The sequence below is a fragment of the Streptomyces sp. NPDC033177 genome, from assembly GCF_055577715.1.
In genome coordinates, this window is sequence record NZ_JBVIPS010000002.1 from 837,939 (window position 1) to 853,999 (window position 16,061).

At 71.2% G+C, this 16,061-nt stretch carries 10 protein-coding genes; 3 read left to right on the plus strand and 7 right to left on the minus strand.

Annotated elements, in window-relative coordinates; genetic code table 11:
• Positions 1-217: 217 nt before the first annotated feature.
• Both ACZ5U5_RS09750 and ACZ5U5_RS09755 read left to right on the plus strand, forming a co-directional pair.
• Positions 218-2,056, plus strand: a complete 1,839-nt coding sequence (locus ACZ5U5_RS09750) for a glycoside hydrolase family 3 protein (RefSeq protein WP_469018665.1) — start codon at positions 218-220, stop codon at positions 2,054-2,056.
• A 113-nt stretch (positions 2,057-2,169) separates the two neighbouring features.
• Complete coding sequence (locus tag ACZ5U5_RS09755; protein ID WP_469018668.1) at positions 2,170-2,793, plus strand: hypothetical protein; 624 nt, start codon at positions 2,170-2,172, stop codon at positions 2,791-2,793.
• A gap of 224 nt (positions 2,794-3,017) precedes the next feature.
• On the opposite strand, the gene ACZ5U5_RS09760 is transcribed toward ACZ5U5_RS09755, so the two are convergent.
• The 7 genes from ACZ5U5_RS09760 to ACZ5U5_RS09790 all read right to left on the minus strand — a co-directional run bounded on the left by ACZ5U5_RS09760 (position 3,018) and on the right by ACZ5U5_RS09790 (position 14,296).
• Positions 3,018-4,436, minus strand: coding sequence for a S28 family serine protease (locus ACZ5U5_RS09760; RefSeq protein ID WP_469018670.1), 1,419 nt, complete (start codon positions 4,434-4,436; stop codon positions 3,018-3,020).
• Positions 4,437-4,575: 139 nt separating this feature from the next.
• Entirely contained in the window at positions 4,576-4,971 is a 396-nt protein-coding gene (locus ACZ5U5_RS09765) for a hypothetical protein (protein ID WP_469018672.1), read from the minus strand.
• 96 nt (positions 4,972-5,067) lie between these two features.
• Complete coding sequence (locus tag ACZ5U5_RS09770; RefSeq protein WP_469019390.1) at positions 5,068-8,748, minus strand: ABC transporter ATP-binding protein; 3,681 nt, start codon at positions 8,746-8,748, stop codon at positions 5,068-5,070.
• A gap of 171 nt (positions 8,749-8,919) precedes the next feature.
• Positions 8,920-9,858 carry a serine hydrolase gene (locus ACZ5U5_RS09775; protein WP_469018675.1) on the minus strand — a complete coding sequence of 313 codons (939 nt, stop codon included), beginning with the start codon at positions 9,856-9,858 and terminating at the stop codon, positions 8,920-8,922.
• Positions 9,859-10,046: 188 nt separating this feature from the next.
• Entirely contained in the window at positions 10,047-11,732 is a 1,686-nt protein-coding gene (locus tag ACZ5U5_RS09780; protein ID WP_469018677.1) for a thiamine pyrophosphate-binding protein, read from the minus strand.
• The gene (gene speB, locus ACZ5U5_RS09785; RefSeq protein WP_383277501.1) at positions 11,729-12,727 is read right to left on the minus strand and encodes an agmatinase; all 999 of its coding nucleotides are present in this window, start codon (positions 12,725-12,727) and stop codon (positions 11,729-11,731) included. The genes ACZ5U5_RS09780 and speB overlap by 4 nt, the downstream gene beginning before the upstream one ends.
• A gap of 99 nt (positions 12,728-12,826) precedes the next feature.
• Positions 12,827-14,296, minus strand: coding sequence for a sodium:solute symporter family protein (locus ACZ5U5_RS09790; RefSeq protein ID WP_469018680.1), 1,470 nt, complete (start codon positions 14,294-14,296; stop codon positions 12,827-12,829).
• 172 nt (positions 14,297-14,468) lie between these two features.
• Here ACZ5U5_RS09790 and ACZ5U5_RS09795 point away from each other — a divergent pair, with 172 nt between their 5' ends.
• On the plus strand, positions 14,469-15,989 hold the full coding sequence (locus ACZ5U5_RS09795) for a PucR family transcriptional regulator ligand-binding domain-containing protein (RefSeq protein ID WP_469018683.1): 1,521 nt from the start codon (positions 14,469-14,471) through the stop codon (positions 15,987-15,989).
• Positions 15,990-16,061: the final 72 nt, after the last annotated feature.

Below are 16,061 nucleotides of genomic sequence, written 5' to 3' on the forward strand. Positions count from 1 at the left end.
CCTCTCTGCCGCCCGTGGCCGGCAGCATGCCGTCACCGGTGCGCCCCCTCCACCAGCGCCGGTGACGGCCCCTCTCCTCCACAGTGGCTGCCGAGTCCCTTGACCGGCAGAAATCTTCGGGATATCCGTGGCACTCGGAAAGTTTCCTTCAGCCGGTTTCCCCAGCCCGGCTCCGGTCCGGCATCCGTCCCCGAAGGACGTCCCCGAAGGAGCGCACATGACCCACCGCAACGCCTCCAGACGCACCCTGCTCACCGCCACAGCCGTCGCGGCGACGGCCCTGGCCGCGCCGTCCGCCGCCCAGGCGGCCGGCAGCGGCGACCGCGGTCGCGACCGGAAGCTGCGGGAGCTCATCTCCCGCATGAGCCTCGAGGAGAAGGTCGGCCAGCTCTTCGTGATGCATGTGTACGGCCACTCCGCCACCGCGCCCGACCAGGCCGACATCGACGCCAACCTCAAGGAGCTCGGCGTGCGCACCGCCGCGGAGGCGGTGGCCAAGTACCACCTCGGCGGCATCATCTACTTCGGCTGGGCCCACAACACCCGCGCCCCGCACCAGATCGCCGACCTCTCGAACGGCATCCAGCGCGCCGCCCTCACCCCGGACGCCCCGGGGCAGTCCCCCACCGCCCGCATCCCGCTGCTCATCTCCACCGACCAGGAACACGGGGCCGTCGCGCGTGTCGGCATCCCCGCCACGCTCCTGCCCGGCGCGATGGCCCTGGGCGCCGCCGGCTCGCAGTCCCTCGCACGCAAGGCGGCCCGCATCGCGGGCACCGAACTGCGCGCGCTCGGCATCCGGCAGAACTACGCCCCGGTCGCCGACGTGAACGTCAACCCGGCCAACCCCGTCATCGGCGTACGGTCCTTCGGCTCGGACCCCGAAGCGGTCGCCGATCTTGTCGCCGCGCAGGTCAAGGGCTACCAGGGCGCGGACATCGCCTCGACGTCCAAGCACTTCCCCGGGCACGGCGACACCAAGGACGACAGTCACTCCAAGCTGCCGTACATCCACCACACGCGTGAGCAGTGGGAGACCCTGGACGCCCCGCCGTTCCGGGCGGCAGTGGCCGCGGGCATCGACTCGATCATGACCGCGCACATCGTGGTCCCGGCCCTCGACCCGGCGGAGGACCCGGCCACGCTCTCCCGGCCCATCCTCACCGGCATCCTGCGCGAGGAACTCGGCTACGACGGGGTCGTGGTGACGGACTCGCTCGGCATGCAGGGCGTGCGCACGAAGTACGGCGACGACCGCGTGCCGGTGCTCGCGCTGAAGGCGGGCGTCGACCAGCTCCTGAACCCGCCGAAGCCGGAGATCGCCTGGAACGCGGTGCTCCAGGCCGTACGGGACGGCGAGTTGACGGAGGCGCGGCTCGACGAATCGATCCTGCGGATCCTGCGCCTCAAGGCGAAGCTGGACCTCTTCTCCGACCCGTACGTCACCTCGCGCGGCGTCGACCGCGCGGTCGGCACGCGGGCACATCTCGCCGCCGCCGACCGGATCGCGGAGGAGACGACGACGCTCCTGATCAACACGGACGGGCTGCTTCCGCTCTCGCGGCGCACACAGCGGGACGTGCTCGTCGTGGGCGCGGACCCGGCGTCCCCTTCGGGGACGACGGGGCCGCCGACGACCGTCATCGGGCGCGAGCTGACGGACCTCGGCTTCACGCCGACGGTGCTGCCGACGGGCACGGCCCCCTCCGCCGCCAAGATCGCCGAGGCAGTGGCGGCGGCCGCGGGCAAGGACGCGGTGCTCGTGGGCACGTACAACGTGGGGGCGGGAAACGCTCAGATCGCCCTGGTGGAGGCGCTGGTGGCGACCGGCGTCCCGGTCGTCGCGCTCGCGATCCGCAATCCGTACGACGTGGCGCGCCTTGGTGGCGTGGGCGCGTCCCTCGCCGCGTACTGCTGGACTGACGTCGAACTGCGCGCCGCGGTACGGGTGATCGCGGGGCGGACCGAGCCGCGCGGGAAGCTGCCCGTGCCGGTGCAGCGTGCGGATGACCCGGCGCAGGTGCTGTACCCGGTCGGGCACGGCCTGACGTACTGATCCGTACGCCGGGCCGACGGCGCACCACCGCCACCTGACCCAAAGCACCCCCCGAACCTGGCGTGCGCCCGCTTCAGCGGGCCACGCTGGGTGCACATATCGGGGGGTTCGCCATGCTTGTCATGCTTGGCCGGAGGTGTGCGGGGCTGCTGCTGGTGGTGGTGTTCGTCGGCGTGACCGGCTGCCAGAACTCCTCGGACCCGGGATCGGAGTCGTCCGGCCGGCGGCCGTCCTCGGCGGCGGCTTCCGGGCACGGAGCGGTCTTCCTCGCGGTGGACGAGTGCAGTTCGCGGGGGCGCGAGACCTTCACGGAGGTGTCGTGCACTAGTGAGCGGGCGGCGGCGAGGGTCATCGCGCGTTACGACGTCAAGGTCGCGGACGGCCCTTCGTGCCCCGCCCGCACGGACTTCGTGCTCCACATCAGCGAGAACCGGCCCGCGGTGGACGAGGACGGGAACGGTGAGGTGCCGCGGGGCTACGCCTGTATGCGGAACCTGGAGCTGCCGCATCCCGGGGATCCCGGGGGTGGGGGTGGACCCCGGACTGTTGTCGGGGACTGTGTGTACGGGGTGGGGCGGGGGGAGGTGCGGGAGACCGCTTGCGACGGCTCCGGGGCGAAGCCCCCTGAGTACAGGGTGACTTCGGCGGCCCCTTCCCGCGACGCGTGTCCCGCCACCACTCAGCTGTACGTGTCGCTGGGGGGTGGGAAGCCGGTGGGGTGTGCGGTGCGGGTTTGAGCGGGTTTCTTTTCCCCGATCCCACCCCTTCCCGGCTGTGACATTTGCGGCTCCGCCGCGCAGGGGCTCCGCCCCAGACCCCGGTCCTCAAACGCCGGACGGGCTGATTTTCAGCCCGTCCGGCGTTTGAGGACGAACTCGGCGAAGCCGGTGATGACGGCAACCAAGGCCCCCGCGCCGAGCGGGTTTGTGGGAAGGGGTGGGGTTGGGGAAAATCTCGGTCCCTACGGGCGCAGGGTCAGCTCCTTCTGCGCGTCCTTGCGATCAAGCTTCGCGTCGTAAGAAGCCAGCGGCTTCGGGGAAGCCGAAGTGGAGACACCGGCCCAGGCCTGGATCCGCTCCGTCGCCTTCGCCTTGTCCGCCGCGACGAGGCCCGCCACGTTCGCGCCGTGGTTGGCGCCCGGCGCGGTGAAGACGTGGGAGTCGTGCTTCGCGCCCCTGGCGGGACGGAACGGCTCGGCACCCCACGGGTCGTTCTCGCCGTAGACGTACATCATCCGCTGCGCGTTGTGCCGCACCCAGCGGTCCACGTCCTTCATGACGCCCGACTGGAACTTCATCGGAATCTCGCGCGGCACGAAGTTCCGCGGCGGCTGGTAGCCGTAGCGGCTCAGGTCGCCGAGCCAGGGCTGCGAGATGTCGGGCGAGCCCAGCTGCGTACCGGCCTGGTAGTAGTACGGCGTGTACGGGGTCAGGCCCTGGTCGGTGTAGGAGGCCCAGCCGCCCACCGAGTCGACGTAGTCGAAGATCACCTGGTCCGAGGCGGACGACGCGTCGGGGACGTCCGCGCACGCGGACTCCGGCTGGTACTGCCAGAAGCCCCACACCATGTCGAGGACGACGGCCTCGTAGGCCTTGTCCAGGTTGCCGACGGTCTTGAAGGTGTAGTTGCCGGCCTCGGCGAACTCCGCGTACTTCTTCTCCAGCGGCTCGCGGCGCACGAGCGCCTCGCGCTGCACGGCCTCCAGCGCGGCGCGGCACTCCTTGGTGCCGACCGTCTCGAAGAACTCGTCGTAACGCGAGTCCTCCTTGTTCACCACGTCGTTCGGGGCGACGTACGCGACGACGCCGTCCATGTCACGCGGGTAGAAGCGCTCGTAGTACGTGGCGGTCATGCCGCCCTTCGAGCCGCCGGTCGCCACCCACTTCTTGTCGTAGACCGGCTTGAGCGCCTTGAAGATGCGGTGCTGGTCGCTCGCGGCCTGCCAGATGTCGAGCTTGGACCAGTCGGCGGGCTCGGGGCGGGACGGCGTGAAGAAGCGGTACTCCATGGAGACCTGGTTGCCGTCGATGATCCGCGTCGGCTCACTGCGGCTGGGGTTCGTAGAGACCCCGTAGCCGCTGGTGAAGAAGGCCGTGGGGCGGGCGGTGTCCTTGTGCAGGACCGTCAGGCGCTGCTTGAAGGTGCCCTTGGAGGGGTGCCGGTGGTCGATCGGCTGGGTGTAGTTGAGGACGAAGTAGCGGTAGCCGGTGTACGGCTTCTCCTCGATCAGGCTCATGCCCGGTATCGCGAGGAGCCGGTCCTTGATGTCGGTGGCCTGCGGCTTCGCGGCGGTGGCCGCCCCTGCCGCACTCACTGTGCCCGCGGTGCCGATGCCTATCAGCACGACGAGCGACAGCAGCCATCTGAGCGCCTTGCGCATGCACTCTCCCCTAAGTTCGCGATTGCGTCCGCCGGAACTTATCGGAGCAACTCGCTCACCACTAGGGGCTCTTGCGTCACGTCAGGACGCAGTACGCCACAAAGGGGCCCACAACGCTCAACATGCGATCAGTAAGCCGTCAGCACAGGATCCAGCCCGAGCTGGTGCTCCCCCCGCCGACCCTCCCCTTGACCCACACGCACCGTTGTCCCGCGTACACCGTCACCGGGCCCGCGCGATGCGTGTAGCGGCCCTTGTCCCTGGCCGGGCGGAGGCCGCGGGCCTGGACGCTGACGGACATCGTCTTGCGGGCGCCGGGGCGCTTGGCGGCGGTGACGGCGCAGACGTGGCCGCGGCTCTTGTAGACGAGGACCTTGCCGGTGCTGAACGAGAGGGTGCGCACCTTGTGCCCGGCGCAGCGCCCGGCCGACGCCTGCGCCTGTGCGGCACCCGCGCCCGCGACACCGAGCAGGACGGCAGCCGCAACGACGACGGCGCCGAGCACAAGGCTCCGCCGTATTCGACCACTGCTCACCGGTTTCCCTCCCGACACTTCCGCATCAGCGTACTGATGTACGGACGCGGACCGTGGGGCACCTGGTTGCGCGCCCGCCCCCATTTGTTCGCCGGGTCAGGCGGCCGTCGGCTCCGCCTCGCCCACGAACGTCCGCCACAGCGTCGCGTACCGCCCGTCGAGCGCGAGCAGCTCCTCGTGCGTGCCGTCCTCCGCGACCCGGCCGTGGTCCATCAGGATCACCCGGTCCGCGCGGGCCGCCGTGGTGAGGCGGTGGGCGACGACCAGGGTGGTGCGCTTGCCCGCGATGCGGTCGGTGGCCTGGTTGACCTGCGCTTCCGTGGCGAGGTCGAGGGCCGCGGTCGCCTCGTCGAGGAGCAGGATGTCCGGGTCGACGAGCTCCGCGCGGGCCAGGGCGATCAGCTGGCGCTGGCCCGCGGAGAGGTTGCGTCCGCGCTCGGAGACCTCGTGGAGGTAACCGCCGTCCAGGGTGGCGATCATGTCGTGCGCGCCGACCGCGCGGGCCGCGGCCTCGACCTCGGCGTCGGTGGCGTCGGGCCGCCCGTAGGCGATCGCGTCGCGCACCGTGCCCGCGAAGAGGTAGGCCTCCTGCGGGACGACGCCGAGCCGGTGGCGGTACGAGGTCAGGTCGAGGGACCTCAGGTCCGTGCCGTCCACCGTCACCCGGCCGCCGGTCGGGTCGTAGAACCGGGCGACGAGCTTGACGAGCGTTGACTTGCCCGCGCCGGTCTCGCCCACGAAGGCGACGGTCTGGCCCGCGGGGATGCGCAGGCGCACGTCGCTCAGCGCCTCTTCAGGTTCGTCGGCGGAACCGTACGCGAAGTCGACGTCCTCGAAGGCGATCTCGCCGCGCAGGGAGAGCACGTCGAGCGGCTCGTCCGCGGCCTTCGTCGAGGTCGGCTCCCGGAGCAGCTCCTGGATGCGGCCGAGCGAGACGGTGGCCTGCTGGTAGCCGTCGAAGACCTGGGAGAGCTGCTGGACGGGGGCGAAGAACAGGTCGATGTAGAGGAGGTAGGCGACCAGGGCGCCGGTCGTCAGCGTCCCCGCCTCCACACGCCCCGCGCCGACCATCAGGACCGCGGCCGCCGCGACCGCCGAGAGCAGCTGCACGAACGGGAAGTAGATGGAGATCAGCCACTGCCCGCGGATACGGGCACTGCGGTAGTCGTCGCTGGCCTGCGCGAACTTCTTGCCGCCGGAGCGCTCGCGCCGGAAGGCCTGCACGATGCGCAGCCCCGCGACGGACTCCTGGAGGTCGGCGTTGACCACCGAGACGCGCTCACGCGCCAGCTCGTACGCCTTGACGCTGGAGCGGCGGAAGAAGAACGTGCCGATGATCAGCGGCGGCAGCGTCGCGAAGACCACGAGCGCGAGTTCCACGTCGATGACGAGGAGCGCGACCATGATGCCGAAGAACGTGACGACGGAGACGAAGGCGGTGACAAGGCCCGTCTGGAGGAAGGTGGACAGGGCGTCCACGTCCGTCGTCATGCGGGTCATGATGCGCCCGGTCAACTCCCGCTCGTAGTAGTCGAGTCCGAGCCGCTGGAGCTGGGCGAAGATCTTCAGGCGCAGGGCGTAGAGGACGCGCTCGCCCGTCCGTCCCGTCATCCGCGTCTCGCCGATCTGGGCCACCCACTGGGCGACCACGGTGAGCAGTGCCAGTCCGGCGGCCACCCACACGGCGCCGAGCGCGAGCTGTGAGACGCCCTCGTCGATCCCGTGCCGGATCAGCACGGGGAGCAGCAGGCCCATGCCCGCGTCGATCGCGACAAGCAGCAGGGCGAAGAGCAGCGGCTTCCCGAATCCGGCGAGGAGGCGGCGCAGACCGTACGACTCCTCCGGGGTGACCGCGCGGGCTTCGTCGATCTGGGGGGTGTCGGTGGCCGGGGGCAACGTGTCGACCTGCGCGAGGAGTTCGGGCGTCGCGGGCATCCCCGCCATGGCGGTGTCCTTCGGCTCCCGGTCACCGACCCAGAGCGGCGGGGTGATGCCGCGCTCGGCGTCGAACTCCGCGTCCAGCTCATCGCGTACGGAGGTGTCCTCGGGGATCTCGACCGGGACCGCGCGGCCCGGCGAGACGCCGCCGAGCTCGTCCGGGTCGGTCAACAGGCGCCGGTAGAGCGCCGATTGCTCGGTCAGCTCCTCGTGCGTGCCGATGGCGGCGAGGCGTCCGCCGTCCAGTACGGCGATGCGGTCGGCGAGGTTCAGGGTGGAGCGGCGGTGGGCGATGAGGAGGGTGGTGCGGCCCGCCATGACGCCGCGCAGCGCCTCATGGATCTCGTGCTCGACCCGCGCGTCCACCGCGGACGTCGCGTCGTCCAGGACGAGGAGGCGGGGGTCGGTGAGGATGGCGCGGGCGAGGGCGACGCGCTGGCGCTGGCCGCCGGAGAGGGTCAGGCCGTGCTCGCCGACGGTGGTGTCGTAACCGTCGGGCAGCTCGGCGATGAAGCGGTCGGCCTGGGCGGCGCGGGCCGCCGTCTCGATCTCCTCCTGGGTGGCGTCCGGCTTTCCGTACGCGATGTTGGCGCGGATGGTGTCGGAGAAGAGGAAGGAGTCCTCGGGCACGAGGCCGATGGCGGCCCGCAGCGAGTCAGTGGTCAGCTCGCGCACGTCGTGCCCGCCGATGAGGACGGCGCCGTGCGTCACGTCGTAGAAGCGGGGCATCAGCAGCGAGACGGTGGACTTGCCGCTGCCGGACGTGCCGACGACGGCGAGGGTCTCACCGGGCCTGATCTCGAAGGAGAGGCCGGCGAGGACGGGGCGGTTGTCCTCGTAGGCGAAGGAGACGTCGTCGAACTCGACGGTGGCCGGGGCGTCGGCGGGCAGTTCCTTGGTGCCGTCCGTCAGCGTCGGCTCGGTGTCGATGAGCTCCAGGACGCGCTCGGCGCCCGCGCGTGCCTGCTGGCCCACGGTGAGGACCATGGCGAGCATCCGCACGGGCCCGACGAGCTGGGCGAGATAGCTGGAGAAGGCGACGAACGTACCGAGCGTGATCTGCCCGCGCACCGCGAGCCAGCCGCCGAGCGCGAGCATCGCGACCTGCCCGAGCGCGGGCACGGCCTGCAGGGCGGGCGTGTACTTGGAGTTCAGCTTGATGGTGCGAAGGCGGCCCGCGAAGAGCTTGCGGCTGACCTCCCTGATCTTCCCGGTCTCCTGGTCCTCCTGACCGAAGCCCTTCACGACGCGTACGCCGGAGACGGAGCCGTCCACGACTCCCGCGACGGCGGCGGCCTGGGCCTGCGCGTACCAGGTGGAGGGGTGCAGGCGGCCCCGGCTGCGCTTGGCGATGAACCAGAGGGCGGGGGCCACGGCGAGTGCCACGAGGGTGAGCGGGATGGAGAGCCACGCCATGATCACGAGGGAGATCACGAAGAGGAGGATGTTGCCGATGGTCATCGGCAGCATGAAGAGCAGGCCCTGGATGAGCTGGAGGTCGCTGGTGGCGCGTCCGACGACCTGACCGGTGGACAGCTCGTCCTGCCGCCGTCCGTCGAGCTTGGTGATCGTCCCGTACATCTCGGTGCGCAGGTCGTGCTGGACGTCGAGGGCGAGACGTCCGCCGTAGTAGCGGCGGATGTAGGTGAAGACGTAGACGAGGACAGCGGCGCCGATGAGGGCGCCGACCCAGGGGCCCATGTCGCGCGACTTGTCGCCGATGACGTCGTCGATGATCACCTTGGTGATCAGCGGGACGAGCGCCATGACGGCCATGCCGGCGAGCGAGGAGCCGAGCGCGAGCACGACGTCCTTGGGGTAGCGCCACGCGTACCCCATCAGGCGTTTCGCCCAGCCGGATTCCTCCGGCTCGGCACCCCCGGATTTCTCCGCCTCGACCCCGCCCCGTTGCTCCACCACGTGCTGCCTCCCGTCGACCTGACCTGCCGAGAGGCCCAACGCGGCGGGATGCGGATTTCATCCCGCCGCAACAAAGAGGGGCCGGAGGTCCTAGGACCCGGGTACCGACACGAACGCCTCCCGCGGTGTGGTCGTCGGGGCGTAACGCCCGGCCGCGGAGGCCCTGGGCGCCAGGTCCTTGTGGACGGCCTTGGCCACGCCCTGGATGGTGGCGACGCCGTAGTTCATGGTGCTGTTGCCGTGGGTGAGCACGGTGAGCGTGTAGTCGTGGCCGCCGCCCTTGAACGCGCCGATGCTGTGCACCCGCCAGCCGTGGGTCGACCGCTGCAGCCAGCCGTTCTTGACGTGGATCTTGACGGCGGACGGCGCGCCCGCCGGGGTGCCCCAGCGCTGCGAGGCGACGACCTTGTTCATCAGCTTGAGGATGTAGGCGCGCGCGTTGTCGCTCAGGACGGTGTTCTTGGCGGTGATGAGAGCGAGGAGCTTCTGTTCGTCGGCCGCGTTGATCCGGGTCAGGCCCCAGTAGCCACCGGAACCCGGCACCGTCTTCGTCATCTTCGCGGCCCTGAGGAAGCCGTTGATCTTCCCCGTGCCGAGCTGACGCCAGAGCTTGCTCGTCGCCGCGTTGTCCGACTTGGTGATCATGGCGTACGCGAGGTCCGACTCTCGGGCCGAGAGCTTGCGGTCGGTCTTCTTCGCGTCCCACAGCAGCGCCGCGAGGACGGTCGTCTTGACGACGCTCGCCGAGTCGAACGAGGTGGTGGAGCGCAGGGTGCAGGTGGTGCCCGTGGAACGGTCGTGGAGGCCGACCGCGATGGTGCCCTTGCGGTTCTTCAGGGCCGCCGTGATGTCCTTCGTGAGCTTGGCGGCCAGGCCGGACTGCGCGGAGGTGCAGGTCACCTTCGGCGGCGTCGCGGCGGCGGCGGGCGTGGCGAGCGAGGCCGTACCGAGCGGCACGAGCACTCCGGCGGCGAGGCCCGCCGAGAGTATGCGGGCACGCCTGGATGTCCCGGATACCGGGTGAGTCATGGAGTTTCCCCATCCCCTTGGGTCAGTACAAGACCCTCGGGGCCCGTACAAGCGCGCCCCCCGGCGCACTCGCCCCAGATGACTCACCGGTACCCGTACATGGATGCACGAGTTTGAGAACAGATGACCGATCTGTGATCAGTCCGTGTCCCGGCACCCGCCGGGACTTCGCTGCGGCCCGCTCGGACTCAGAGGTGCGTCGGCTCGAACATCCGCAGCACCGCCGGGAGCACGACCACCGAGGGCCCGGGTTCCGCGAGCGCCTTCGTCAGGTCGTCGCGGAGGTTCTCCGGGGTCGTCCGGACGCCCGGCACCCCGAAGGACTCCGCGAGCGCGACGAAGTCGGGGCGGGAGAGCTCCGTGGCCGTGGGCTCGCCGAACGCGTCCGACATGTACTCCCGGAGGATTCCGTAGCCCCCGTCGTCCACGATCAGCCAGGTGACCGGCAGCCCGTGCTGCTTGGCGGAGGCCAGTTCCGCGATCGAGTACATCGCGCCGCCGTCACCCGAGACGGCGAGCACCGGCGTCGATGGGTCGGCGGCCGCCGCTCCGATGGCCGCCGGGAAGCCGTACCCGAGGCCGCCCGCGCCCTGCGCCGAGTGCATCGTGTTCGGGCGCCGCGCGTCGAAGGCGGACCAGGCCCAGTAGGCCAGGATCGTCATGTCCCAGAAGGACGGCGAGGCGTCCGGCAGGGCTTCCCGCACCGACGCCAGGACCTGCTGCTCCAGGGTGAGCTCCTGGGCGGCGATGCGCTCCTTGACCTTCGAGAGGACCGTACGCACCCGCTCGGGGGCCGTGGAGTCCTCCCTGGGGGTGTCGATCGTCTCCAGGAGCGCCGAGAGCGCGAGCCGCGCGTCCGCGTGGATGCCGAGCGCCGGGTGGTTGGACTCCAGCTTCCCCGCGTCGGCCTCGATCTGGATGACCCGGCCGCGCGGCTTGAACGTGTGGTAGTTCGAGGAGAGCTCGCCCAGGCCCGAGCCGACCACCAGGAGGACGTCCGCGTCCTCCAGGAAGTCCGTGGTGTACCGGTCCTCCAGCCAGGACTGGAGCGACAGCGGGTGCTCCCAGGGGAAGGCGCCCTTGCCGCCGAAGGTCGTGACCACGGGCGCGTTCACCAGCTCGGCGAGCGCGAGGAGCTTCTTGGAGGCGTCCGAGCGCACGACTCCGCCGCCCGCGATGATCGCCGGGCGCTCGGCCCGGGACAGCAGGTCGGCCGCCACGGCGGTCAGCTCGGGGCGCGGGACGACCTCGTCCGGGGTCGCGTCCATGGCCGTGACGACGGGCAGGGTCGTCTCCGCGAGCAGCACGTCCTGCGGGATCTCCACCCACACCGGGCCGTGCGGGGCGGTGAGCGCCGACTCCCAGGCCGCGGCGATCGCGGAGGGGATCTGCGAGGCCGTCCGGACCGTGTGGACTGACTTCACGATGTCGCGGAACGACGCCTGCTGGTCGCGCAGCTCGTGGAGGTAGCCGTGCCGGCCGCCGCCGAGCCCGGCCACCGGGATCTGGCTGCCGATCGCGAGCACGGGCGAGGACCCGGCCGCCGCCTCCTGGAGCGCGGCGAGCGAGGTCAGGGCGCCGGGGCCGGTGGAGAGCAGCAGCGGGGCCACCTCACCGGTGATCCGGCCGTACGCGTCCGCGGCGAAGCCCGTGTTGTTCTCCACGCGCAGGCCGACGTACGACAGGGACGAGCGCCGCAGGGCGTCGAACATGCCGAGCGCGTGCTGGCCGGGGAGACCGAAGACGGTCGTCGCGCCGAGGCCCTGGAGGGTCTCCACGACGAGGTCGCCGCCGTTGCGCCCCGAAGGCGGGTTCAGGGCCGCCTCCGTCTGGGCCTCGGTGGGCCGCAGTACTACGTCGTGGTCGTGCGTCACTTGGCCGCGCTCCCCTCGGTGATCTGGCGGGCCTCCGCGATCTGGCGGGACATGATCGTCGTCAGCTCGTACGCGGTGTGCGAGGCGGCGACGGCCGTGATCTCCGCGTGGTCGTACGCGGGGGCGACCTCGACGACGTCCGCCGAGACGAGGTTGCAGGAGGAGAGCCCCCGCAGGATCTCCAGGAGCTCGCGCGACGTCATGCCGCCCGCCTCCGGGGTGCCCGTGCCGGGCGCGTGGGCCGGGTCCAGGCAGTCGATGTCGATGGATATGTACAGCGGGCGGTCGCCGATGCGCTGGCGCAGCTGGTCGGCGACCTCGTCGGCGCCGCGGCGGTAGATGTCCGCCGAGGTGACGATGCCGAAGCCCATCTTCTCGTCGTCCGTGAGGTCCTGCTTGCCGTACAGCGGGCCGCGCGTGCCGACGTGGGAGAGCGCCTCGGTGTCGAGGATGCCCTCCTCGACGGCCCGGCGGAACGGCGTGCCGTGGGTGTACTCGGCGCCGAAGTACGTGTCCCAGGTGTCCAGGTGCGCGTCGAAGTGCAGCAGGGCGACGGGGCCGTGCTTCTTGGCGACGGAGCGGAGCAGCGGCAGGGCGATGGTGTGGTCGCCGCCGAGCGTCATCATGCGGGCGCCCGAGCCGAGGAGGTCGTCCGCCGCGGCCTCGATCGTCTCGACCGCCTCGTTGATGTTGAACGGGTTCGCGGCTATGTCGCCCGCGTCGGCGACCTGCGCGAGCGCGAAGGGCGAGGCGTCCTGCGCGGGGTTGTACGGACGCAGGAGGCGCGAGGCCTCACGGATCGCGTTGCCGCCGAAGCGGGCTCCGGGGCGGTACGAGACACCGGTGTCGAAGGGCACGCCGACCACGGCGATGTCCGTCTTGCCGCCCACCTCGTCGAGGCGGGGCAGCCGGGCGTAGGTCGCCGGGCCCGCGTACCGAGGAACGCGGGAGGAATCGACCGGGCCGCGGGGGGTCGGGGTCTCGGCGCTGCTCATGGTCGGTTTCCTCCTGCTGGTACGAGTACTGCGTTGCTGCTGGGACAAGTGTCGCGCGGCCCACTGACAGTGGTGTCGGCAGTGGGCCGCGCGGGAGAACTAGACGGCCACCGGTGTTTCCGGTTCCGCTTCTTCGGACCCCCGGCCCGCGAGCCGCTCACGCCAGGCCGCGAGGACCCGGGCGTCGGTCGGCTTCGTGGCGAGGGAGACGACGACGTACACGGCCAGGGAGATCAACAGGCCGTAGTAGATGGGCTCGTTGGCGAGGATTCCGTATCCCCACATGAGCCCGACGACGGAGAGCCCACCGGCGACGACGGCCGCCAGCGCGCCCTCGGCGGTGCCGCGCTTCCACAGCAGTCCGCCGAGGATCGGCACGAGCAGACCGGCGACGAGCAGGTTGTAGGCGACGGTGAGCGCCTGGACCACGTCGTTGAGGGCGATGGCGATGCAGACGACGGCGATGCCCATGATCAGGATGAAGAGGCGGTTGCCCTTCACCTCGTCGTGCGGCTCGTCGCCCGCCCCGTCGGACTTCACGACCCCGCGCAGCCGCGACCAGATGTCGTTGTTGGCGACGGTCGCGCAGGCGATGAGCGCTCCGGAGGACGTGGACATCACGGCGGCGAGCGCCGCGGCGAGCACGAGACCCCGTACACCCATGGGCAGTTCGTCCTTGACGATGGTCGCGAAGGCCGCGTCGGCGCTCGGCAGCTTCGGGTACATGACCTTGGCCGCCGTGCCGATGACGGCGCCCGCGATCGCGTAGACGAGACAGTAAGTACCGGCGACGGTGCCGCCGTAACGGGCGACCTTGTCGCTGCGCGCGGTGAACACGCGCTGCCAGATGTCCTGCCCGATGAGCATCCCGAACGTGTAGATCAGGACGTACGTGAAGATCGTCTCGCCGCCGATGCCCAGCGGGTCGAAGTACTCGGTGGGCAGCTTGGCCTTCATCTCGCTGAAGCCGCCCGCCTTGACGACGGCGATGGGGAGAAGGAGCAGCAGCACGCCGATGGTCTTCACCACGAACTGCACCATGTCGGTGAGCGTGATGGACCACATGCCGCCGAGCGTCGAGTACGCGACGACGATCGAGCCGCCGAGGATGATCGCGAGCGTGCGGTTCATGTCGAAGATGACGTCGAAGATCGTGGCGTACGCGATGGTCGAGGTGACCGCGAGCATCAGCGTGTACGACCACATGACCACTCCGGAGATGACGCCCGCGCGCCCGCCGTAGCGCAGGTCGAGCATCTCGGAGACGGTGTAGACCTTCAGCCGGGCGATGCGCGCCGAGAAGAAGACGCTCAGCGCGAGCAGCCCGAGACCGATCGTGAAGACCATCCAGGCACCGGAGAGCCCGTACTGGTAGCCGAGGCCGACACCGCCGATGGTGGAGGCGCCGCCGAGGACGATGGCGGCCATGGTCCCGGAGTACATCCACGGTCCGAGGCGGCGTCCGGCGACCAGGAACTCGCTCTTGGACTTGGCGCGGCGCATGCCCCACCAGCCCATCGCGAGCATGCCGGCGAGATAGACGACGATCACTGTGTAGTCGACGGCCATAGGGCCCTCCTTCGCGCACCTCGGTGGCGTGTCGTGCAGATGGGGTGGGGGGGGGTGGCAACGACCGGCCCGCGGGGACATCCGCCCGTACCCGCGGCCTGGGGTCGGCACGACCTTAGGTGGCCGGAAAGCAACGCTGAAGTGTACGTTTCATCCACTCCCCGTGATCGATATGGATGGAACATCCACCGTGCCGGACCCCGCCGCCCCTCCCATCACTCCCCCGACTCCGCCGGTCCCGCTGACCGCGCTCCTGGCCCGGGAGGATCTGGGCCTGCGCCAGATCGCGGGCCCCGACGCCGGGGAGAGCGGGGCCGCCGTCCAGTGGGTGCACACCTCGGAGATGGCGGACCCGTATCCGTACCTCCTGGGCGGCGAGCTGCTGTTGACGGCGGGCGTGCACATCAGCGACCCGGTGGGCGCGGGCGTGTACCTGGACGACTACGTGGCGCGGATCGTCGAGGCGGGCGGCGCGGCCCTCGGCTTCGGCGTCGCGCCCGTGCACGACACCGTGCCGCGCGCCCTGGTGACGGCCTGCGACCACTACGGCCTGCCGCTCCTCGAAGTGCCTCCGCGCACGACGTTCAGCGGGGTCGCCCGCGCGGTGTGGCAGCTGGTGGCGGAGGCCAGGCACGCCGAGCTGCGCCGCGTGACCGAGGCACAGCAGGGCCTCGCCACGGCCGCCGCGCGCCCTGATCCGGTGCCCGCGGTCCTCCGTCAGCTGGCGGCCCGTCTGAGCGGCTGGGCGGCGCTCTACGCCCCGGACGGCACGGTGCTCCACACGGCGGGAACGGCGCCGGGAGCAGGGGCGCGGCAGGCGGTGCGCGCGCTCTCCGAAGTCGTACGTCCCTCGGGGCGGCCCGGCCCCGCCCCCGCCTCCGCCACCGACTCCGTGGGCGGCGCCCACCTGGCCGCGTACGCGTTGGGCGGCGGGCAGGGGTTCGCGCTCGGGGTCGCCGCCGAGCAGCGCGAGCCGGGGGACCACACCATCACCGGGGTGGCCGTCGTGCTGCTCTCCCTCCTGACCGGGAAGCACCAGGGCGCCGCCGATTCCGTACGGTCGGCGGCTCTCGTACGGCTGCTGCTCGGCTCGGCGGTGGGCGATGTCGCGCCTCTCCTGGGGGCCGACGAGTGGACCGTGGTGCACGCGCGCGGGGAAGCCGGCGACGACCCGGTGGCGCACTCCGTGGCCGCCTCCGCGCTGGCCGCCGCGCTGGGCAGCGGCCTGGTGGACGCGGACGCGGGCCAGGGCCTCGTACGGCTGCTGCTCCCCGCCGACCGCGAGCTCACCGGGGAGCCGGGCTGGACCCTGGGTGCCTCCGCCCCCGCCGCCCCCGGGAACCTGCCCGCCGCCGACGCCCAGGCGTGCCGCGCACTGCGCCGCGCCGAGGCCAACCGCGCACCGCTCGTCCGGCACCGGGAAGCGGGCATCGCGGCGCTGGTGTCGCCCGCCGAGGCCGCGGCCCACGCGCGCGTGCTGCTCGCTCCGCTCGACGCCGGCGGGGCGCTCACCGAAACCTTGCGCACCTGGCTCTCCCTGCACGGCAGTTGGGACCGCACGGCCACGGCACTGGGGGTCCACCGCAACACGGTCCGCCAGCGCATCACGCGGTGCGGGGCGCTCCTGGAGGTAGATTTGGACGACCCCGATGTCCGCATGGAGCTGTGGTTCGCGCTGGGCAGAGGGCGCTAGGAGGCGCCCCGAAGGGGGCACGGGGAACTGCGCGACAAGCCACAGCGGGCCCGCAGGCAGCGAACGATCGCC

Coding starts and splice junctions, on each gene's coding strand:
- ACZ5U5_RS09750 (WP_469018665.1), top strand. CDS start 218: ATGACCCACCGCAACGCCTCCAGACGCACCCTGCTCACCGCCACAGCC.
- ACZ5U5_RS09755 (WP_469018668.1), top strand. CDS start 2,170: ATGCTTGTCATGCTTGGCCGGAGGTGTGCGGGGCTGCTGCTGGTGGTG.
- ACZ5U5_RS09760 (WP_469018670.1), bottom strand. CDS start 4,436: ATGCGCAAGGCGCTCAGATGGCTGCTGTCGCTCGTCGTGCTGATAGGC.
- ACZ5U5_RS09770 (WP_469019390.1), bottom strand. CDS start 8,748: ATGGGGTACGCGTGGCGCTACCCCAAGGACGTCGTGCTCGCGCTCGGC.
- ACZ5U5_RS09775 (WP_469018675.1), bottom strand. CDS start 9,858: ATGACTCACCCGGTATCCGGGACATCCAGGCGTGCCCGCATACTCTCG.
- speB (WP_383277501.1), bottom strand. CDS start 12,727: ATGAGCAGCGCCGAGACCCCGACCCCCCGCGGCCCGGTCGATTCCTCC.
- ACZ5U5_RS09790 (WP_469018680.1), bottom strand. CDS start 14,296: ATGGCCGTCGACTACACAGTGATCGTCGTCTATCTCGCCGGCATGCTC.
- ACZ5U5_RS09795 (WP_469018683.1), top strand. CDS start 14,469: ATGGATGGAACATCCACCGTGCCGGACCCCGCCGCCCCTCCCATCACT.